Origin of the sequence: Isoptericola sp. 178 (assembly GCF_030586525.1) — a bacterium.
Classification (GTDB): Bacteria; Actinomycetota; Actinomycetes; order Actinomycetales; family Cellulomonadaceae; genus Isoptericola; species Isoptericola sediminis.
This window is the reverse complement of the sequence record NZ_JAUQYN010000003.1, coordinates 738,009-758,372: the sequence shown is the minus strand read 5'-3', so window position 1 is coordinate 758,372 and position 20,364 is coordinate 738,009. Positions and strand designations below refer to the sequence as shown.

The following is a 20,364-nucleotide window of genomic DNA, read 5'->3' as shown; positions in this document are numbered from 1 at the left end:
GCGTGACTAGGCGCACCCCGAGAGCAGGGCGCCCGCGTACGGCACGTGGACGGCCAGGGCCACGGCGGCGAGCACCCCGAGGTGCGCCCCGACGGCGACGGCCGGCCAGGTGCCGGCGGACGCCGTCCCGGGAGCGACGAGGTGCCGGATCCGGTCCGGTCCGCCGGCGTGCAGGGCACCGACGGCGACCGGGGCACGGTCAGGGGCGTCGCCGAGCGTGAGCAGCGCCCCGGCGAGCGCGGTCGTGCCGACGCGGTGCCGGGCGACGTCGTCGGCGGCGATCTCCAGGTAGGTGGGCACGGCGTCCGCGACGGCGGCCACCACGGGGATCCAGCGCAGGTGGGTCGCCAGGGCCTCGACGACCGCCGCCACGAGGTGGTGGCGCTGGCGCAGGTGGGCGTCCTCGTGGGCGAGGACGGCGGCGAGCCCTGTGTCCTCGAGGGCCTCGAGGGCACCGGTCGTCACCACGACGCCGCCGTGCCGGGCCGGCAGGGCGAACGCGGCCGCCGCGTCGTCGGGCACGACCAGCACCCGGTGCCCGCCGACGACCCGCGGCGCACCGGTGGACCGCAGGACGGCGGCCGTCCGGGCGGTCTCGCGTCGGCGCCGCAGCAGGTCGCGCCCGAGCACGGTGGCCAGCACCCCGGCGACGACGGCGGGCACCGCCAGCAGCAGCACCACGGGCACGGCGGTGTCGAGCGGGGTGCCGGCGAACGGGTCGGCCGCGGCCAGGCACCGCCGGCACACGTCACCCGCCGCCCCGGGCAGCACGGCGGGACCGGAGAGGGTCCAGGCGAGCATCGGACCGACGGCGAGCACGGCGGCCAGCCAGAGCAGGACGCCGCCGGTGAGCACGACGGCCGCGGTCAGCGGTGCCCGGACCAGGGCCGGCGCGGCACGGCGGACGAGCCACGGACCGCTCAGCGCCGCGAGGACGATGCCCAGGCCGGCGAGGGCGGCGACGGCGGTCGTCATGCGGACCCCGTCGCGTCCTGCCCCGCGAGGTAGTCGCGCAGCAGGGCGCGGTCGCTCTCGGGCATGGCCTCGACGAAGTGCAGGATCGAGGCCGCGCGGTCGCCGCTGCTCGCCAGTGCGTGCTCCATGATCTCGGCGGCGTGCTCGGACCGGCTGGAGGCCGGCAGGTAGCGGGCGCTGCGGCCCTCGCGCACGTGCTCCACGAAGCCCTTGCGCTCGAGGTTGCCGAGCACCGTGGCGATGGTCGTGTAGGCGGGGCGGCCGCCGAGCCGGTCGATGACGTGCCGGACGGTGCAGCCGCCGCAGTCCCACAGGACGTCCATGACCTGGGCCTCGAGGGTGCCCAGGCGGGCCGGTTCGTCGTGCTCGCGCGCCGTCATCGAGCAGCCCCCTCGGGCGTGGGTGCCGGCGCCGCCGGGGGTGCCGGGCAGGCCACCTGGCCGCGCAGCCGCCACACGAGCGCGACGGCGGTGAGCGCGAGAGCGGCCAGGCCGAGGAACGGCTGGACCGGGGCGAACCAGGTGATCGCACCGCTGTAGCCGAGGGCCAGCAGGGCGAGCTTGTTGCACACGGGGCAGCCGACGGCGAACCAGGCCAGCACGCCGCCGGCCATGCCGAGCCGGCTGGACCGGGCCTCGTCCGGGTCCGGCGCCGCCGAGCGGACGTAGGTGGCCACGAGCATCCCGGACAGCGCCGAGGTGAGGATCCACACGGGGTAGTTCCACCACACCGGGGGGATCTCCCGGGAGAAGACGGGGTTGGGGATCAGCACGGTCGCCCACCCGATGAGCAGGCCGACGGCGAGCGCCGCCCCGACGGCGACGACGCGCTGACGTGGCGTCCAGGTGCGCAGGCCGAGCAGCGCGAGGCCGGCGGTGTCGCGCCAGGAGGCGCGGGTCGGTGTCACGGGAGTCACGGTGCCATGATGACCCATCGTCGACTATGGTGCATAGTCGACTACGCAAGATAGTAAGCCGACTTCCCGGAGGAACCCGTGGCCGACCCCCGTACCCCGACCGCGTCCCGGCCGTGGGTCCTGCCCGCCGTCGTCGTCACCGTGCTGACCCTGGTGCTGGCGGCGGCCGTGCTCTGGTCGTCCGGCGACGACGCACCGGCCGGCCCGGCAGCGGCCCCCGGTGCGGCGACCGCCCCCGGGCAGGGTGACGCCCCGACCGACGTGCAGGGGCCCGCCGAGCTCGACCCCGCCGCCGTCGAGCGTCGCGACCCCGAGGACCCGCTCGCCGCGGGCCCGGTCGACGCCCCCGTCGTGCTCGTCGTCTTCTCCGACTACCAGTGCCCGTTCTGCGCGCAGTGGAGCCACGAGACGCTGCCGGAGATGATGCAGCACGCCGAGGACGGCGACCTGCGCATCGAGTACCGGGACGTCAACGTCTTCGGCGAGGCCTCCGAGCGTGCGGCGCGTGCCGCCTACGCCGCCGGGCTCCAGGACGAGTTCTGGGCCTACCACGACGCCCTCTACCCCGAGGGGGAGAAGCGGTCCGAGGCCGAGCTGTCCGAGCAGGCGCTGACCGACCTGGCCGCCGAGCTGGGCCTGGACGTCGAGCGGTTCACCGCCGACATGGCCTCGTCCGAGACGGCCGGGGCCGTCGCCGCCAACGAGAAGCTCGGCCTCGACCTCGGCGCCTACTCCACACCCGCCTTCCTGCTCGGCGGCCGGCCACTCGTGGGGGCGCAGCCGACGCAGGTCTTCCGTGACGCCTACGACGCGGCGCTCGCCGCGAGCGCGGACTGAGCGATGGAGGTCGGCCTCCTCACCGCGTTCCTCGGTGGTGCGCTCGCGCTCCTCAGCCCCTGCGGTGCGCTGCTGCTGCCCGCGTTCTTCGCCTCCACCGTCGGCGCCGGCCCCCGTCTGTGGGCGCACGGCGGGGTGTTCCTCACCGGACTGCTCGTCGTGCTGGTCCCGCTCGGTGTCGGCGCGGGCGCGCTCGGCACCCTGTTCGTCACCCGCCGCGACCTGGTCATCGCCGTCGCCGCCGTGCTGCTCGTCGTGCTCGGCGTCGTGCAGCTCCTCGGCCTCGGCGTCGACCTCGCCCGCGTGGTGCCCGGGGTCCGGGCCGTGCAGCGGTCGTCGGCCACCCGCACCGGGTGGGCCAAGACGTTCCTGCTCGGCGCGGCCGGAGGCGTCGCCGGGTTCTGCGCCGGCCCGATCCTCGGTGCCGTGCTGACCCTCGCCGCCGCCCAGGGCGACGTCGTCGGCGCCGGGCTGCTGCTGGCCGTCTACGGCGTCGGCATGGTCCTGCCGCTGCTCGTCCTGGCCACGCTCTGGGGGCGGCTGGACGACCGCCGTCGTGCGGCGCTGCGGGGGCGGACGGTCACCGTGCTGGGGCGTGAGCTGCACACCACCTCGATCGTCACCGGCCTGCTGCTCGTCGCGGCCGGCGTCCTGTTCTGGGCCACCAACGGCCTGGTCGGGATGCCGGAGCTGGTGCCCGTGAGCACCCAGGCGTGGCTGCAGGGCCAGGGCGCCCTGCTGGCGAACCCCGTCCTCGACGTCGGGCTGCTGCTGGCCGTCGCCGCCGTCGTGGTCGTCGTCTGGACCCGCCACCGGGCGCGCCGCGAGCGTGCCGCCGCCGCCGAGACCGAGGAGGCCTCCCGATGACGCGGACCCGCCGGACCGGCCCGCCGGCCCTCGTGCTGACGGGCGCCCTGCTGCTGGCCGGGTGCGCGGACCAGCCCGGACCGCCCCCGGTCGAGATCGACCGCACGCCGACCAGCGCCGTCGAGGCGCCGGCCGAGGTCGACCCGGACGGCCTGCGCCTGCCGCTGCAGGTCGACACCGTGCGGATCGTCGACCCCGGGTGGGACGCCGTCCCGCAGTCGGCCGACGGCATCACCCTGGGCGTCGGCGAACGGGACGGACTGCTGCGGTTCACCGCCGTGGCCGCCGACGGCGAGGCGTTGTGGAGCGCGGACCGGCCCGTCAGCCGTACCGGCTACGCCGTGACCACCACCCCCGGCGGCCGGGCGCTCGCGGTGCTGACTGACAGTCCCGCAGCCGACGAGAGCGAGGCCGGGGTCGCGACCAGCGCCACGGCCTACGACCTGAGCACCGGCGAGCAGGTCTGGGGACCCGTCGACGTCCCCGGACCGCTGGTCGGCCCCGGGCTGGTGTTCAGCGCGGAGCCGACGGAGCCGATGGGCAGCGGCGACGCACGCGTGGTGCTCGACGCCGGCACGGGGCAGGTGCTCGGGCAGGACGACGGTGCCACGGTGCTGGGGGAGTACCGGGGCACCGTCGTGACCCGGCAGGGTGACGACCTCGTCGCCACCGACACGGCCGGTGCCGAGAGCTGGCGCCTGGACGCGGCCGCGCAGGGCTGGGACCCGGAGGCGCTCGTGGCGGCCACCGAGCCGGCACCCGGTCCCGGCGTCGTGCGGGTGCGCACCGACGACGCGTCCGAGGCACTGGTCGACCTCGCCGACGGGACCGTCCTGGCCGACGGGTTCACCGACGTCGGCGTCGACCCCACGACGGGCACCGTGATCACCGTGGACGTCGACGAGGTGCGGGGCCTGGACGCCGAGGGGGCCGAGCTGTGGACGTCCTCCTCCGGGCAGGAGACGGCCGTCGAGGGAGTCAGCGGGGCGCTCGTGTACCTGCGGGTGGGGGACTCCCTGCGCGCGCACAACGTCGTCACCGGGAACGTCGCCGAGGCCTACGACCCCGAGGGCACCGGGGACCTGGTGGTCCCCGTCCTCGTCACCGAGGACGGCAGCATCGCCCTGTCCGACTACGAGCACCACTACCTGGCCACCACCGACACGACGCCGCCCCCGGCGCCGTAGCCGGGGGCGGTCGCGCCGCGGCTCAGCGGACCTCGACCCGGTGCAGCCGGCGCAGGCCCAGGACCAGGGGCAGGGCGATCCACAGCAGCGCCCCGGTGCCGACCTGCGCCCACTGCTCCCCGGTGATCCCGGGCAGGGTCAGGAAGCTCAGGGACCAGCTCAGGTCGACCCAGGCGCCGTGCTCGGCCCACCAGCCGGAGACCCCCGCCACCACGGAGGAGACCATCGGCACGACGAAGAGGAACCCCAGGCAGGCCACCATCGCCGGCGCGGTGCTCCGGAGCGCCACGGCGGTCGTGAACCCGAACGCGACGGCTGCCGCGTAGGCCAGCACGGAGCGCAGGGTCAGGGTCGTCGACAGGTCCCAGACGGCGTCGAGCCCGCGGGCCTGGGCGGCCACCACCGTGGCGACGGCGCTGAGCAGGACCACCGACGCGGCCGCGGTGAGCGTGACCAGCAGCAGGGCGACGGCCTTCGCGGCCATCACCCGTCCCCGGCGGGGGAGCAGCGCGAAGGTCGTCAGGGCCGAGCGCTGGCTCCACTCCCCGGCCACGGACAGCACGGCGACCAGCGGCAGCAGCAGCTCCAGCGGCATGAGGCTGGTCGCCGTGTACGCGCCGAACGTCACCTCGGTGTCCGGGCCCCAGACCGCCAGGGCGACGGCCGTGAGCAGCGTGAGCAGCGGGACGGCGGCGAGCAGCCACCGGCTCGCCCGGGTGTCGACGAGCTTGCGCAGCTCGACGTCCACGAGCCGGGTCAGGGGGACCGGTCGGCGTGCCGCCGGTGCGAGGGGCGGGACGGCGTCCGGGGCGAGGGTGGTCATGCGAGGGCTCCGCTCGGGATCGGGACGGCACCGACGGACGGGCGGTCACGCCGGTCGTCGGCGGTCAGGTCGAGGAACATCTCCTCCAGCGCGGTGCCGTCGGCGCACCGCAGCTCGGTGACGGGCAGGCCGGCGGCGAAGGCCACCAGCCCGGCGTCCACGGTCCCGGCGTCGGTGACGACGGCGCCGTCGGCACCGGCCGTGGCACGGTAGCCCGCCGACGTCAGGGCCGCCGACAGCGCGGCCGCGTCGTGCGCCCGGACCAGGGTCCCCGCCCCGTCCAGCAGCTCGGCCGTCGAGCCGGCGGCCACCACGCGGCCGTGGCCGATGACGACGATGTCGTCGGCGATCGCCTCGATCTCTGCCAGCAGGTGGCTGGAGAGCAGCACGGTGCCGCCGTCGTCGGCGAACGACCGCAGCAGGTCGCGCATCCAGCGGATGCCGGCGGGGTCCAGCCCGTTCGCCGGCTCGTCGAGGATCAGCACGCGCGGGTCGCCGAGCAGCGCCGTGGCGATGCCCAGGCGCTGACGCATGCCGAGGGAGTAGTCGCGCACGCGCCGCCGCGACTCGGTGCGGGTCAGGCCGACGAGATCGAGCATCGCGTCGACCTGAGCCTCGGGCAGGCCCATCGTGCGCTGGGCGAGCACGAGGGTCTCGCGCCCGGTGCGTCCGCCGTGCTGGGCCGAGGCGTCCAGCAGCACCCCGACGTCCAGGCCGGGGTTGGGCAGGTCCGCGTACCGGCGGCCGAGCACCGTCGCCGTCCCCGAGGTCGGGGTGGCCAGTCCGGTGAGGATCCGCAGGGTGGTGGACTTCCCGGCGCCGTTCGGGCCGAGGAAGCCGGTGACGCGTCCGGGGGACGCGGTGAAGGTGAGGTCGTCGACGGCCGTGAGGTCCCCGTACCGTCGGGTGAGGGATGCGATCCTGATCATGTCTCGGACGCTACGGAGCTGCGGGTCCCGGCACATCGGGGACCACCCCGGTTCCAGCCCTGAGAACCGTCCACCCCGCTCAGGGCCGGGGCGTGGCACCCTCCCGGTCGGTCGCCCAGCGGTAGTCCGGCACCTCGTGCAGCAGCGCGTCGTGCGTGCCGCGCGCGACGACACGGGCCGGATCGCCCGGGGCCTCGCCCGGGCCGAGCAGCAGCACCTCGTCGGCGGCCGCCAGCGGGGTCAGCCGGTGGGAGGCGACGACGACGGCGCGCCCTGTCGTGCGGGCGAGCCCGGCCAGCATCTCCACCAGAGCGTCCGCGGTGGCGGCGTCGAGGTGCTCGACGGGCTCGTCCACGAGCAGCACCCGGTGCGGCGCCAGCAGCGCCCGGGCCACCAGCAGCCGGCGGCGCTCCCCGCCGGACACGTCCGTGCCGCCCGAGCCGAGCGGGGTGTCGAGCTCGGCGGGCAGACCCTCCAGCCAGGTGGAGAGCCCGACGGCCGCCAGCGCCTCGCGGGCGTCCGCCTCGGTGACGTCGGCGCGGGCGACCCGCAGGTTCTCCAGCACGGTGGTGCCGAACACGTGGCCGTCCTCCGCGACGAACAGCCCCTCGCCGCGGACCCGGCCGGCGACGGGGGCGAGCAACCCCGCCGCGGTGAGCAGCAGCGTCGTCTTGCCGACCCCCGACGGACCGGCCAGGGCCACGACCCCACCGGGCCGCAGCGTGAGGTCGACGTCCCGCACGACGGTGCGGCCACCCTCGGGCCACCCCGCGGAGACCTCCTCCAGGTCGAGCCCGGTCGCGTCATCGGCAGCGACGGGGCGCGGTCCGCCCGGTACGCCCTCGGACGCCGGCAGCAGGTCGACCAGCCGCCGCGCGGCCTCGCGCGACCGGCGCAGCTGCACCGCGGCGGCGGGCAGTGCGGTCGTCACCTCGAACACGGCCAGCGGGGTGAGCACGACCACCGCCAGCTCGGTCGCCGCGAGGTCGCCGGCCAGCGCGGCCGGGATCCCGAGCAGCAGGCAGCCGAGCACGGCCAGGGTCTGGGCTCCCGCCTCGATCGCGGCCGAGAGTCCCGCGACGCGGGCGCCGTCGTCGGTCGCGTCCGCGAGGCGCCGGTCGGCGGCCCGCAGCCCGTCGGCACGCTCGTCGAGCCGCCCGGCCACGCGGAGCTGCTGGCCGTCCTCGAGCAGCTCGAGGGTGCGGGCCGCGACCTCGCCGCGGGCCGCGGCACCCCGCTGCTCGACGGACCGCGAGGCCCGCGAGGCCAGCCACGGGGCGAGGACACCCGTGAGCAGCAGGCAGGCGAGCAGCACCGCGCCGGCAGCGGGCAGGAAGATCCCGACCAGCAGCACCGACCCCAACCCCGTCACGACCGCGACGGCTGCGGGGATCAGCGCGCGCACGACGACGTCACCGACGTCGTCGACGTCGCTGCCGACCCGGGCGAGCAGGTCGCCGCGGTGCAGCGCCACGACGTCGGCCCCGCCGCGGGCGAGCCGGTCGTAGAGGTTGGCGCGCAGCGCGGCCATGCCCCGCAGCGCCACGCCGTGCGAGGCGAGCCGCTCCAGGTAGCGGAAGAACGCCCGGCCGGTGCCGAACGCCCGCACGCCGACGGTCGCGACCGACAGGGTGAGCACCGGCGGCATCTGCGAGGCGCGGGCGATGAGCCAGGCCGCGGCCGCGGCCAGCCCGATCGCGCACACGAGCGTGGCGGTGCCGAGCCCGACGGCCCGGGCGACCCGGCCCCAGCGGATCTCGAGCAGGGGGGCGAGGCGCAGCAGCGGGTCGCGGGTGACGCGGTGGCGCAGGCCGTCAGGCACGGGTGGCCTCCTTCGCCTCGACGTCGACGACCTGGTCGGCCAGCTCCAGCAGCGACGTGCGGTGGGCGACCACGATCACCGTGCGGCCCGCCGCGCGCCAGGCGCGGACGGTGTCGAGCACGACCTGCTCGCCGCGGGCGTCCAGGTGCGCCGTCGGCTCGTCGAGGACCACCACGGGTCGGTCGGCGGCCCCGACCAGGGCGCGGGCCAGGGCGACGCGCTGGCGCTGACCGACGCTGAGCCCGGCCCCGCCGAGCCCGACGGCGGTGCCCCAGCCGTGGGGCAGGTCGTCGAGCACGGTGTCCAGCCCGGTCGTGCGCGCGGCCTCCGCGAGGGCGGCGGCGTCGACGTCGTGACCGTCGGTGACGACCTCGCGCACCGTGCCGGGACCGATCGCCGGGCGCTGCGGGACCCAGACCACCTGGTCCCACCAGCCGCGACCGGCCCGGTCGGCCACGTCGGTCCGGCCGCCTGCGGCCGGCTCGAGCACGACGCGGCCGCGGTCGGGGCGCAGCAGACCGAGCAGCAGCAGCACGAGCGTGGACTTCCCGGCCCCGCTCGGACCACGGAGCGCGACGACGCGGCCGCCGCCGGCGAGGCCCGTGCCGAGGGCCAGCCGTGCCGACAGGTGCGCGGGGGCGTCCACGTCCCGGCCGGGTGCGCGCACGCTGACATCGTCGAGCACGAGCGTCGCGCCCTCGACCGCCGGTGCGGTCTCCGGCTCGCGGTCGGCACCGGGGCGCGACCCGTCGTCCGCCGGCAGGTCCAGGACGGCGAACGCCCGGTGCGTGGCGGCGAGCCCGTCGGTGGAGGCGTGGAACTCGGAGCCGACGCGGCGCAGCGGCAGGAAGATCTCGGGCGCGAGCACCAGCACGGCGATGGCCGGGACGAGCTCCATGCCCCCGTGCACGAGCCGCAGGCCCACGCCGACGGCGATGATCGCCACGCACAGGGTGGTCAGCAGCTCCAGCACCGCCCCGGACAGGAACGCCACCCGCAGCGTGCCCATCGTGGCGCGCCGGGAGGACTCGCCCAGGGACCGGACCCGGGCGGCCGGGCCGACCTCGCGGCCGAACGCCCGCAGGGTCGGCAGCCCGGCGATCAGGTCGAGCACCTGGGACCCGAGTCGCTCGACCGTGGCCAGCCGCCGTTCCGAGGTCCCGGCGGTCATGGTGCCGACGAGCCACATGAAGAACGGCACGAGCGGCAGCGTCACCACCGCGATGAGCGCGGAGACCCAGTCCAGACCGAGCACCACGAGCACCGTGGCGGGGGTGACGAGCGCCGTCAGCAGCAGCTGCGGCAGGAACCGCACCAGGTAGGGCTGCAGGTCGTCCAGCCCGCGGGTGGCCAGGGTGGCGACGTCGGACGGCGTCGCCCCGGCGGGCGGGCGTGGCCCCAGGGCGACGGCGTGGTCGACGACCTGCTCGCGCAGGTCCGCGACGACGGCCGTGGCGGCCCGCCGGCCGAACCGCTCCTGCGCCCAGGCGACCAGGGCGCGTCCCGCGGCGGCGGCGGCCAGGACGGCGAGCCACCGGGCCGTCCCGCTCTGGTCCACCACGCCGTCGCCGCCCGGGCTCGTGGCGATCACGACGGGCCCGAGCACGAACGCGATCGCGAAGGCCTGCACCACCACCAGGGCGGCCGAGGCCACGCCCAGTGCGGTGGTGAGCAGGACGTACGAGCGTGCGGCCCGGGCCTGCCGCAGCAGCCGGGGGTCGAGCGGTCTCACCTCAGAACGCCGCGTCCTTGATCTTCTGCCAGCTCAGACCCGCGGGGGCGGGGATGTCCTTCGTCGAGAGCCGGCGGCGGAAGACCCAGTAGGTCCACGACTGGTAGGCGATGACGACCGGCGTGAGGAACACGGCGACCCACGTCATCACGGTCAGCGTGTAGTCCGTCGAGGAGGCCTCCGCGATCGTCAGGGAGTTGCCGCCGTCGACCGCGGGGATGACCTCGGGGTACATCGACCCGAAGATGAGCACGACGGCTGCCACGAGCGTCACGGCCGACAGCGTGAACGCCGTGCCCTCCCTGCGGGCCCGGGTCGCGGCCACGACACCGAGCAGGGCGAGCGCCGCCACCACGACGGCCCCCCAGGTCCAGGTCACCGAGTAGGCGACCTGCGCCCAGATCGCCCAGCCGCCGGCGACGACCAGCGCGACCACGGCCAGGCCGGACGCGAGCCGCTGGGCGCGGTCGCGGATCTCGCCGTCGGTCTTCAGGGCGATGAACACGGCGCCGTGGAGCAGGAACAGCGTGAGCGTCGTCAGGCCGCCGACCAGGGCGAAGGGGTTGAGCAGGGCCCAGAAGCCGCCGACGTACTGGTGGTCGGCGTCGAGCAGCAGACCGCGCACGAGGTTGCCGAAGGCGACGCCCCACAGCACCGCGGGGATCCAGGAGCCGAGCTGGATCGCCTGGTCGCACCGGCGGGCCCAGACCGGGTCGGCGATCTTGCCGCGGTACTCGAAGGCCACGCCGCGGGCCACCAGGCCGACCAGGATGATGAGCAGCGGGATGTAGAAGCCGGAGAACATCGTGGCGTACCACTCGGGGAAGGCGGCGAAGGTCGCGCCGCCGGCGGTGAGCAGCCACACCTCGTTGCCGTCCCAGACGGGTCCGATGGTGTTGACGAGCACGCGCCGTTCCTTCTCCCGGTGCTCCTTGTCGCCCCGGGGCAGGATCGACAGCAGCATGCCCACGCCGAAGTCGAATCCCTCGAGCACGAGGTAGCCGGTCCACAGCACGGCGATGATGACGAACCAGAGGATCGCGAGGTCCACGTCAGGTCTCCAGTCTCTTCAGGTTCGGGCGCTCAGTACGCGAAGGACAGCGGGCGGTCGGCGTCGTCGGGGTCCTGCGCCTCCGGCGACTCGTCCCGGACGGCGTCGGGCACGCCCTCGATCGCGTACCGGTGCATGAGCCGGTACCAGACGACGGCCAGGACGGCGTAGATGAGCGTGAGCACGATCATCGAGGTCAGGATGACGCCCGGCGGCACGGCGGTGGACACCCCGCGCTCGGTGAGCAGCCGGACCTGGTCGATGCCGGTGGGGTTGGGGGCCACCACCCACGGCTGACGGCCGACCTCGGTGAAGATCCAGCCGAACGAGTTCGCGACGAAGGGCATGGGGATGGCCAGGATCCCCAGCCGGCTGAGCCAGACGTTGTCGCTGATCCGGCCCTTGCGGGTCAGCCACAGCGCCGCGAGGGCGAGGGCCACGGAGAACGCGGCGAACCCCATCATCAGGCGGAACGACCAGTAGGTGACCGCCAGCGGCGGGGTGTAGGTGACCTCCTGGCCGTCGGCCGTGGTCTCGCCGTAGCGCTCGGCGTACTCCTCCTGGACGTCGTAGACGCCCGGCAGGTAGGAGTCAGGGCCGGAGAACTCCCCGGTGCCCAGGTAGCTGGTGACGCCGGGGATCGAGATGAGGTGGGCCACGTCCTCGCAGCCCGCGTAGAGCGGACCGACGGCGAGGATCGAGAACTCCGCGGACTCGGTGCCCTCGCAGAGGGCCTCGGCCGAGGACATCTTGCCGGGCTGCTGCTCGTACATCAGCTTGCCCTGGACGTCGCCGGACCAGATCACGCCGAGGCCGGCGACGATCATCACCCACACGCCCAGCCGCACGGCGGGGCGGTAGACGTCCCGGGCGGTCTCCAGGTTCTCGGCCTTCTTGGTGCGGGCCAGGCGGACCATCCACCAGGCGGCGACGCCCGTGACGAAGGTGCCCGCCGTGAGGAAGGCGGCGGTGATCGTGTGCGGGAAGGCCGCGAGCAGCGTGTTGTTGGTCAGCACGGCCCAGATGGACTCCATCTCGGCGCGGCCGGTCGCCTCGTTGTAGACGACGCCGACGGGGTGCTGCATCCAGGAGTTCGCCGCCAGGATGAAGAACGCCGAGAGGTTGGTGGCCAGGGCGAAGAGCCAGATCGAGGCCAGGTGGACCTTCTTGGACACGCGGTCCCAGCCGAAGATCCACACGCCGAGGAAGACGGACTCGACGAAGAACGCGGCCAAGGCCTCCATGGCCAGCGGCGCACCGAAGACGTCGCCGACGAACCGGGAGTACTCGCTCCAGGCCATCCCGAACTGGAACTCCTGCCAGATGCCCGTCACGACACCGAGGGCGAAGTTGATGAGGAGCAGCTTGCCGAAGAACTTCGTCAGCCGGAGCCAGCGCTCCTTCTTCGTGACGACCCACGCCGTCTGCATCGCGGCCACGAGGGGAGCCAGACCGATCGTGAGAGGCACGAAGATGAAGTGGTACACGGTGGTGATGGCGAACTGCCACCGTGCCAGGTCGAGAGCGTCCACGTGGACTCCTTCGATGCGGGCCAGGGGGAGAAGCCGCCCCTCGTGCGGGGCTGTTTCGACGGTAGGACCGGCGTCCCAGGTCCGCACGGGGAGAGGCGGCATCTCGCAACTTGTGAAGACTTTCACGACTGTCCCGTGAAGGGTCCCCGCAAGTCAAGCCGTCAGGGCGCGACGTGACGGTCGCCACGCCGGTGGACGGACCGGGGCGAGAGGGCGCGCCCAAGGGTGCGATACTGGATCGAGACCTCCGGGGCCCACATCCCCCGGGGATCGACGAGCTCGCCGCTCCCGCGTCCGCACGCGGTGCCGCGACCGGGGTGAAGGGCCCGGCCGCCTGGCGTCCGCGAAGTCGTGGGGCTGCAGCCGACCGAGACTTCCGTCCGGACGGCGCGCTTCGCAGCGCCGCCGTCGCCGACGACCGCCGGGGTGGCCGGCAGGTGTGGGCCGGCCGCCGCAGAGCAGGAGCACCCCCGTGACATCCGACACCCCCGACCAGCCCGTGGCCTCCGCCGAGGAGACGCCCCGTCGCAGCACGCGGCGCCGGGTGACCCGCGCGACGTCGGCACCGACCACGAGCGCTCCAGCGCCCATCGTCGTGCCGGCCACGACCGCGGCCTCGACGCCCGCGGCGTCCGAGCCGACGACCACCGCGGCGCCGCAGCCCGCGTCGTCCACGACGGCTGCGCCCTCGTCCACCCCGGCCCGCCGGTCCCGGCGCGCCAGCCGCCGAGCCGGCGGCCCGGCCCCGGTGGAGGCCACGCCCACGCCCGAGGCCGCGCCGGCCCCCGAGGAGCAGGCCGCGACGGACGAGCCGGCGGCCGCCGACGACGCGACGCCCCCCGCGGAGCCGATCACGCTGCCCACGAAGGCGGAGGAGGCGCCGGCGAGCGCCACCCCGTCGTTGTCCCTCGACGACATCGTGCTTCCCGGCCGGGACGCCGCGTCCGGTGAGCAGGCGACGTCCGAGGCCCCCGCACCGGGCGAGGCCCGGGACGAGTCCGCCGGGGCCGAGAAGCCCGCGGCGACGAAGAAGTCCGGTGCCAAGAAGTCCGGTGCGACGAAGGCCGGTGCGAAGAAGGCCGCCGCCACGGAGGACGAGAAGAAGCCGTCGGGCAGGAAGGCGGCGCCGAAGAAGACCGCGGCCGCGACGTCGAAGACGGCCGCGCCGGAGTCCGCGACGTCCGAGAAGTCCCCGAGCGCGGAGCGCCCGGCCGGGCCGACCACCACCGGGACGGCCGGAGGCTCGGCCACGCCCCGCCTGGCCACCACGGCGCTGCTGTTCCAGGCGCCGGAGCTGTCGGGTCAGCGGGCCGCGCGCCGCGCCCAGGCTCCGGCGGGCCCGCCGCGCCCCAGCGAGGAGGAGACCCCGGCGACCTCGGCACGGCAGCAGCGCAGGAGCGCGGCCGCGGACGAGTCCGCTGCGTCCGAGAAGCCCGCCACGGCCGAGAAGTCCTCGACGAAGAAGGCCGGGAAGTCCTCCACGTCGCGGCGCGCCGAGGACGCCACCGCGAAGGACGCCACGGAGACCACGGAGACTGCAGCGCAGGACGCGGCGTCCGCGACCTCGGCCGCGCAGCCCGTCGAGGCGCCGACCTCCGCCCCGCTCGAGCTGAGCGACGTGGACGAGGCGGCCGTCGACGAGCTCGAGCTGATCGAGACCGAGATCGTCGACGAGGGGGTCGAGCTGGTCGGGTTCGGCCCCGCGGACTTCCTCGACGACGGCGACGAGTCGGACATCCGCCCCCGGCGTCGGCGCCGGCGCGGGGGCCGCGGTCGCCGCGGCGGCCGCAAAGGCGACCGTCGTCCCGAGGACGACACCGAGGGCGACGGCTCCGAGTCGTCCGCCGCCGAGGACGAGCAGGACGGCGACGCGGACCAGGACGGCGCGCGCCGTGACGAGCAGGGCGCGGAGACGTCCGGCGAATCGGCCACCGAGGCCGAGCGGTCCGAGGGCACCGACGAGTCCGAGCAGACGTCCGGCAGCAGCCGGCGCCGCCGCCGGCGCCGCCGGGGACGGGGTGGCGAGCGTGAGGCCGGCCGCTCGGGCAAGGCCGAGGACGAGGTCACCGCGCTCAAGGGATCGACGCGGCTGGAGGCGAAGCGTCAGCGTCGCCGCGAGGGACGCGACGCGGGTCGCCGCCGCCAGGTCATCACCGAGGCGGAGTTCCTGGCGAGGCGCGAGTCCGTGGAGCGGTCGATGATCGTGCGCGAGCACGACGGCCGCACGCAGATCGCGGTGCTGGAGGACGGCGTGCTCGTGGAGCACTACGTCTCCCAGCAGGCGCAGGCCTCCATGGTCGGCAACGTCTACCTCGGCCGCGTGCAGAACGTGCTGCCGTCGATGGAGGCGGCCTTCGTCGACGTCGGCAAGGGACGCAACGCCGTGCTGTACGCCGGTGAGGTCAACTGGGACGCCGCCGGGATCGAGGGGCAGCCGCGGCGCATCGAGGAGGCGCTGAAGTCCGGCGACTCGGTGCTGGTGCAGGTGACCAAGGACCCGATCGGGCACAAGGGTGCGCGCCTGACCTCGCAGGTCACGCTGGCCGGCCGGTACCTGGTCTTCGTCCCCGGTGGCGGCATGACGGGTATCAGCCGCAAGCTGCCGGACACCGAGCGCAACCGCCTCAAGAAGATCCTGCGCGACGTCGTCCCGGACGGTGCGGGCGTCATCGTGCGCACGGCCGCCGAGGGCGCGTCGGAGGAGGAGCTGCGCGCGGACGTCGAGCGGCTGCAGTCGCAGTGGCGGGCCATCACCGCCAAGGCGGAGAAGTCCTCGACGAACGCGCCCGCCCTGCTGCAGGGCGAGGCGGACATGGCCATCCGCGTGGTCCGCGACATCTTCAACGACGACTTCGCCTCCCTGGTGGTCCAGGGCGAGGACGCGTGGACGGAGATCTCCTCCTACGTCGCCGAGCTGGCGCCCGACCTGCGCGAGCGGGTCACGCGGTGGACCGGGTCCGGGGACGTGTTCGCCCAGCACCGCGTCGACGAGCAGCTCGCCAAGGGCATGGACCGCAAGGTCTGGCTGCCCTCCGGCGGTTCGCTGGTGATCGACCGCACCGAGGCCATGACGGTCATCGACGTCAACACGGGCAAGTTCACCGGCAGCGGCGGCACGCTCGAGGAGACGGTGACGCGCAACAACCTCGAGGCGGCCGAGGAGATCGTGCGACAGCTCCGGCTGCGCGACATCGGCGGCATCATCGTCATCGACTTCGTGGACATGGTCCTCGAGTCCAACCGCGACCTGGTCCTGCGCCGGCTCGTGGAGTGCCTGGGCCGGGACCGCACCAAGCACCAGGTCGCCGAGGTGACCTCGCTCGGACTGGTCCAGATGACGCGCAAGCGCGTCGGCCAGGGTCTCGTCGAGGCCTTCAGCTCGACGTGCGAGCACTGCAAGGGCCGCGGCTTCATCGTCCACGAGCACCCGGTCGAGAAGAGCGCGGCGTCCTCGGGCGACGGCGACGGCGGCGGGGCCAAGCGTTCGCGCCGCAAGCGCTCGGGTGCCAAGAAGGAGGAGGCGCCGGCGCACGCCGACGTGCCGAAGCTTCCCGACGACGAGTCCGAGAAGCGCCAGGCCGTCAAGGCCACCCTGGCGACGATCGCTGCGGCGGCTGCGCACGCCCACGAGCACGAGGACGAGGAGGGGCACGAGGCCGCGCCGACGAGTGGCGGCACGACCGTCACGGACGACGTGGCCGGAGCGCCCGCCGTCGAGCAGGGTGCCGGGACCCCGGCCGAGACCGCCCCGGACCCCGACGCCGCAGGTGACCCGTCGCCCGCCACGGGTGCCGAGGAGACCTCGGAGGACAACCCGGCCGGTGGCGACGCGCCGCCCAAAGGAGCCGGAGCCGCAGAGGCTCCTGAGCAGGCTGCGACGCCGGCTGCGTCGCTGACCGACACCCCCTGAGCGACCGTACGGCCGGGGTGCTTGACTGGACGTCATGGACGACCGTCGAGCCCCCGGCCGTCTCGAGGTCATCGGTGGGCCCATGTTCGCGGGCAAGACCACCGAGCTCGTGCGCCGGGTCGACCGGGCACGCATCGCCGGCCGCGAGGTGCTGGTGGTCTCGCACGCCCTGGACGAGCGGCACGGTCCGGGGCGGATCGCCTCGCACACGGGGCTGGCGGTGGCGTCCCGGGCGGTGTCGCGGGCGTCGGAGATCCCCGGGCACCTGGGGCCCGGGACGGTCCTGGTCGCCGTCGACGAGGCGCAGTTCCTCGGCCTCGAGCTCGTGGACGTCGTCACGGACCTCGCCGACCGCGGGGTCGACGTCGTCGTGGCCGGTCTGACCGTGACGTTCGACGGCCGCCCCTTCGAGCCGCTGCCGTCCCTCATGGCCCTGGCGGAGTCCGTCACGCGGCTGACGGCGGTGTGCACGGTGTGCGGGCGGGACGCCGCCTACCACGTCCGGCTCCACGGGGCGCCGGGTCACGAGGCAGCGTCCGACGCCCTGACGACCGTGGCCGGGTACGTCGGGGGAGCGGAGAGCTACCAGGCGCGCTGCCGGGCCCACCGCAGCGTGCGCGGGTCCGCTCAGTCCTCCACGAGCGGGACGAAGCTGTAGGTGCCCTCCTGCGTCGTGCGGACGGTGCCGTCGGCGTCGCGGTCGAGGACGATCATCAGGTGGCCCACCGGGATGACCATCCGTCCGCGGGGTGCGACCTGGTCGACCAGCTCCTGCGGCAGGGACCGGGCCGACGCCGAGACCAGGACGCGGGACCACCCGCCGGGCCGGGGCGAGCCGAGGACGCCGGGCGCCGCCGGCACCAGCCGGGCCCACGGCATCCCCGCGCGCGCGACGTTCGCCGCGCCCCACGCCGCGATGTTGGCGATCCGCTCCACGCCCAGCACCTCGCCCTCCGGGCCGACGAGGTGGGCGAGCAGCGCCGTCGTCCACCCCGACCCGGCGCCGACGTCGAGCACGGCGGCGCCGCGCGGGACCCGCAGCATCCGCAGCATCGCCGCCACGGTCGACGGCTGGGAGCACGTCTGCCCGTGGCCGATGGGCAGGGGCTGGTCGAAGGCGGCCGACGCCCGCTGCGCCCGCGGCAGGAAGCCGCGCCGGTCCACCGCGCGCATCGCGGCGGCCACGGCGTCGTGCCCGTCCACGGGGACGGCGTCGTCGCGGACGGGGCTCATGCGACCATGGTCCGACGGCCGTGCCCCGCTCGCAGACCTGCCCGTGACGTGGCCCACCTCACGGTCCGGCCCGTCGGGCCAGGTTGATCCGCCGAGGGCCGGTCGCGTAAGGTGTTGCGTCGGCGCGTTGTGAGCGCGCCTGTCCCGTGTGCCCTCGGCGCACCGCACTCCACCGCCGCGGCGGTGCGAGTTCCAGACCAAGCCGGTGACCGACGTCGGGTGAGCACGCCAAGACCAGGAGAGATGAGCATCAACATGGTGTACGCGATCGTCAAGGCCGGTGGCCGGCAGGAGAAGGTGTCCGTCGGGGACATCGTCGTCACGGACCGGGTCCAGGGCTCGGCCGGTGACACCGTCGAGCTGACCGCGATCCTGCTCGTGGACGGCGACACCGTGACCACCGACGCCGAGAAGCTGGCGAAGGTCAAGGTCACCGCCGAGGTCGTGAAGGACGCCAAGGGTCCGAAGATCACGATCCACAAGTACAAGAACAAGACCGGCTACCGGAAGCGCCAGGGTCACCGCCAGCAGCTGACCCGCCTGAAGGTCACCGGTATCAAGTGATGTCCGGCGGGCCCCGGCCCGCACGGTTCCCCACACTCTTCGTACTGACGAGAAAGCAGGATTGAGATGGCACACAAGAAGGGCGCGAGCTCCTCGCGCAACGGTCGTGACTCGAACGCCAAGTCCCTCGGCGTGAAGCGCTACGCGGGCCAGGTCGTCAACGCCGGCGAGATCATCGTCCGCCAGCGCGGCACCCACTTCCACCCCGGCGAGAACGTCGGCCGTGGCGGCGACGACACGCTGTTCGCCCTGTCGGCCGGCGAGGTCGCCTTCGGCACCCGTCGCGGCCGCAAGGTCGTCGACATCGTCGCGGCCCAGGTCTGAGCCGACCCGGCACCGCAGCCACGCTGCACCGTCCGTCACGAGGGGCGCACCACCGAGCGGGGTGCGCCCCTCGTGCGCGTCCGGCCACCCGTCCGTCGTGGTGGCGCACGCTCACCTGAGAGGATCTACCCATGGCCAGCTTCGTCGATCGAGTCGTGCTCCACGCGGCCGGGGGGTCCGGCGGGCACGGGGTCGCCTCCGTGCACCGCGAGAAGTTCAAGCCGCTCGGCGGCCCCGACGGCGGCAACGGGGGTGACGGCGGCAGCGTCCGGCTGGTCGTCGACGGGCAGACGACGACGCTGCTCGACTACCACCACTCGCCGCACCGCAAGGCGGCCAACGGCGGGCAGGGCATGGGCGGCGACCGGCACGGGGCCCAGGGCGACGACCTGGTGCTCAGCGTCCCCGACGGCACCGTCGTCAAGGACCGCGACGGCACCGTGCTGGCCGACCTCGTCGGGATCGGTGCCGAGTACGTCGTGGCCGCGGGCGGGCGCGGCGGCCTGGGCAACCGGGCGCTCGCCTCGCCGAAGCGCAAGGCCCCCGGTTTCGCCCTGCTGGGCGAGCCCGGCGAGGAGCGTGACGTCACGCTCGAGGTCAAGACCATCGCGGACGTCGCCCTCGTGGGCTTCCCCAGCGCCGGCAAGTCCTCGCTGATCGCCGCGGTCTCGGCGGCCCGGCCCAAGATCGCCGACTACCCGTTCACCACCCTCGTGCCGAACCTCGGCGTCGTGCAGGCGGGGTCGACCCGCTACACCATCGCCGACGTGCCCGGGCTGCTGCCCGGTGCGAGCGAGGGCAAGGGCCTCGGCCTGGAGTTCCTGCGGCACATCGAGCGCACGGCCGTCATCGTGCACGTGCTGGACTGCGCCACGCTGGAACCCGGGCGCGACCCGATCACCGACCTGGAGGTCCTCGAGGCGGAGCTGGCGGCCTACGCCGGCGACCTCGACATCCAGGGCGGCCGCGTGCCGCTCACCGAGCGCCCTCAGCTCGTCGTGCTCAACAAGATCGACGTGCCCGAGGCGCGGGAGCTGGCCGAGTTCGTCCGGCCCGACCTCGAGGCCCGTGGGCTGCGCGTCTTCGAGATCTCGACGGCCTCGCACGAGGGGCTGAAGGCCCTCACCTTCGCCCTGGCCGAGCTCGTGGAGCAGGCCCGGGCCGCCGCCCCGGCGCCGGAGCCCGCACGCGTCGTGCTGCGGCCCCGGGCCGTCGACGACTCCGGGTTCACCGTCGTGCGCCGCACGGACGGGTCCACCGGGGACGTCTACTACCTCGTCCAGGGCAGCAAGCCGCAGCGCTGGGTGCGGCAGACCGACTTCAACAACGACGAGGCCGTCGGGTTCCTCGCCGACCGCCTCGCCAAGCTCGGGGTCGAGGACAAGCTCCTCGAGGCCGGCGCCGTGGCCGGCGACGAGGTCCGCATCGGCACCGACCAGGACGCCGTGGTCTTCGACTGGGAGCCGACGCTGTCCACGGGTGCGGAGCTGCTCGGCGCCCGCGGGCAGGACCGCCGCCTCGAGGAGAGCCGCCGCCCGACGCGCTCCGAGAAGCGTCGTGACTTCGTCGAGCGGATGGACGCCAAGACGGCCGCCCGCGAGGAGCTGTGGACCGAGCGCGAGGCCGGCCACTGGGCGGACCCCTCCGACGACTGAGCGCCGG

At 74.8% G+C, this 20,364-nt stretch carries 18 protein-coding genes; 8 read left to right on the top strand and 10 right to left on the bottom strand.

The features are described 5' to 3' along the window. Window positions 1–6 precede the first annotated feature (6 nt). The 3 genes from Q6349_RS12720 to Q6349_RS12710 are packed head-to-tail and all read right to left on the bottom strand — an operon-like array spanning window position 7 to window position 1,891. A complete protein-coding gene (locus tag Q6349_RS12720) occupies window positions 7–975 on the bottom strand; it encodes a M56 family metallopeptidase (RefSeq protein WP_304604367.1) in 969 nt (322 codons plus the stop codon). Further along, entirely contained in the window at window positions 972–1,355 is a 384-nt protein-coding gene (locus tag Q6349_RS12715; RefSeq protein ID WP_171247202.1) for a BlaI/MecI/CopY family transcriptional regulator, read from the bottom strand. The genes Q6349_RS12720 and Q6349_RS12715 overlap by 4 nt, the downstream gene beginning before the upstream one ends. Beyond that, a complete protein-coding gene (locus Q6349_RS12710) occupies window positions 1,352–1,891 on the bottom strand; it encodes a hypothetical protein (RefSeq protein WP_369810813.1) in 540 nt (179 codons plus the stop codon). The genes Q6349_RS12715 and Q6349_RS12710 overlap by 4 nt, the downstream gene beginning before the upstream one ends. Window positions 1,892–1,969: 78 nt before the next feature. Here Q6349_RS12710 and Q6349_RS12705 point away from each other — a divergent pair, with 78 nt between their 5' ends. The 3 genes from Q6349_RS12705 to Q6349_RS12695 are packed head-to-tail and all read left to right on the top strand — an operon-like array spanning window position 1,970 to window position 4,782. Further along, on the top strand, window positions 1,970–2,728 hold the full coding sequence (locus tag Q6349_RS12705; RefSeq protein ID WP_304604366.1) for a thioredoxin domain-containing protein: 759 nt from the start codon (window positions 1,970–1,972) through the stop codon (window positions 2,726–2,728). A gap of 3 nt (window positions 2,729–2,731) precedes the next feature. Further along, window positions 2,732–3,595: a cytochrome c biogenesis CcdA family protein gene (locus Q6349_RS12700; protein WP_304604365.1), complete on the top strand. Its 864-nt coding sequence runs from the start codon at window positions 2,732–2,734 to the stop codon at window positions 3,593–3,595. Continuing rightward, window positions 3,592–4,782 carry a hypothetical protein gene (locus tag Q6349_RS12695; protein ID WP_304604364.1) on the top strand — a complete coding sequence of 397 codons (1,191 nt, stop codon included), beginning with the start codon at window positions 3,592–3,594 and terminating at the stop codon, window positions 4,780–4,782. Before Q6349_RS12700 ends, Q6349_RS12695 begins: the two co-directional genes overlap by 4 nt. A gap of 22 nt (window positions 4,783–4,804) precedes the next feature. On the opposite strand, the gene Q6349_RS12690 is transcribed toward Q6349_RS12695, so the two are convergent. From Q6349_RS12690 to Q6349_RS12665, 6 genes are all read right to left on the bottom strand, one after another. Continuing rightward, window positions 4,805–5,605, bottom strand: a complete 801-nt coding sequence (locus tag Q6349_RS12690; RefSeq protein ID WP_304604363.1) for a hypothetical protein — start codon at window positions 5,603–5,605, stop codon at window positions 4,805–4,807. Beyond that, complete coding sequence (locus Q6349_RS12685) at window positions 5,602–6,534, bottom strand: ABC transporter ATP-binding protein (protein ID WP_304604362.1); 933 nt, start codon at window positions 6,532–6,534, stop codon at window positions 5,602–5,604. The genes Q6349_RS12690 and Q6349_RS12685 overlap by 4 nt, the downstream gene beginning before the upstream one ends. 79 nt (window positions 6,535–6,613) lie before the next feature. Then, complete coding sequence (gene cydC / locus Q6349_RS12680; RefSeq protein WP_304604361.1) at window positions 6,614–8,356, bottom strand: thiol reductant ABC exporter subunit CydC; 1,743 nt, start codon at window positions 8,354–8,356, stop codon at window positions 6,614–6,616. Next, complete coding sequence (cydD, locus tag Q6349_RS12675; protein WP_304604360.1) at window positions 8,349–10,088, bottom strand: thiol reductant ABC exporter subunit CydD; 1,740 nt, start codon at window positions 10,086–10,088, stop codon at window positions 8,349–8,351. The genes cydC and cydD overlap by 8 nt, the downstream gene beginning before the upstream one ends. Window position 10,089: 1 nt before the next feature. Further along, window positions 10,090–11,139 (bottom strand): cytochrome d ubiquinol oxidase subunit II, encoded by a 1,050-nt coding sequence (gene cydB, locus Q6349_RS12670; protein ID WP_304604359.1) that lies wholly within the window; start codon window positions 11,137–11,139, stop codon window positions 10,090–10,092. A gap of 32 nt (window positions 11,140–11,171) precedes the next feature. After that, window positions 11,172–12,671, bottom strand: coding sequence for a cytochrome ubiquinol oxidase subunit I (locus tag Q6349_RS12665; RefSeq protein ID WP_171247194.1), 1,500 nt, complete (start codon window positions 12,669–12,671; stop codon window positions 11,172–11,174). A gap of 472 nt (window positions 12,672–13,143) precedes the next feature. Between Q6349_RS12665 and Q6349_RS12660 the strand changes: the two genes are divergently transcribed. Both Q6349_RS12660 and Q6349_RS12655 read left to right on the top strand, forming a co-directional pair. Continuing rightward, on the top strand, window positions 13,144–16,581 hold the full coding sequence (locus tag Q6349_RS12660; RefSeq protein ID WP_304604358.1) for an Rne/Rng family ribonuclease: 3,438 nt from the start codon (window positions 13,144–13,146) through the stop codon (window positions 16,579–16,581). 34 nt (window positions 16,582–16,615) lie between these two features. Further along, a complete protein-coding gene (locus tag Q6349_RS12655; protein ID WP_304604357.1) occupies window positions 16,616–17,239 on the top strand; it encodes a thymidine kinase in 624 nt (207 codons plus the stop codon). Here the strand turns inward: Q6349_RS12655 and Q6349_RS12650 are convergent. Then, complete coding sequence (locus Q6349_RS12650) at window positions 17,209–17,814, bottom strand: protein-L-isoaspartate O-methyltransferase (protein WP_304604356.1); 606 nt, start codon at window positions 17,812–17,814, stop codon at window positions 17,209–17,211. The two genes, Q6349_RS12655 and Q6349_RS12650, sit on opposite strands and share 31 nt — an antisense overlap. Window positions 17,815–18,069: 255 nt before the next feature. Between Q6349_RS12650 and rplU the strand changes: the two genes are divergently transcribed. The 3 genes from rplU to obgE all read left to right on the top strand — a co-directional run bounded on the left by rplU (window position 18,070) and on the right by obgE (window position 20,357). Beyond that, window positions 18,070–18,378 (top strand): 50S ribosomal protein L21, encoded by a 309-nt coding sequence (rplU, locus tag Q6349_RS12645; RefSeq protein ID WP_171247281.1) that lies wholly within the window; start codon window positions 18,070–18,072, stop codon window positions 18,376–18,378. A 66-nt stretch (window positions 18,379–18,444) separates the two neighbouring features. Continuing rightward, complete coding sequence (gene rpmA / locus Q6349_RS12640; RefSeq protein ID WP_171247189.1) at window positions 18,445–18,702, top strand: 50S ribosomal protein L27; 258 nt, start codon at window positions 18,445–18,447, stop codon at window positions 18,700–18,702. Window positions 18,703–18,833: 131 nt separating this feature from the next. Next, the gene (obgE, locus tag Q6349_RS12635; protein ID WP_171247188.1) at window positions 18,834–20,357 is read left to right on the top strand and encodes a GTPase ObgE; all 1,524 of its coding nucleotides are present in this window, start codon (window positions 18,834–18,836) and stop codon (window positions 20,355–20,357) included. The last annotated feature ends 7 nt before the right edge of the window (window positions 20,358–20,364 follow it).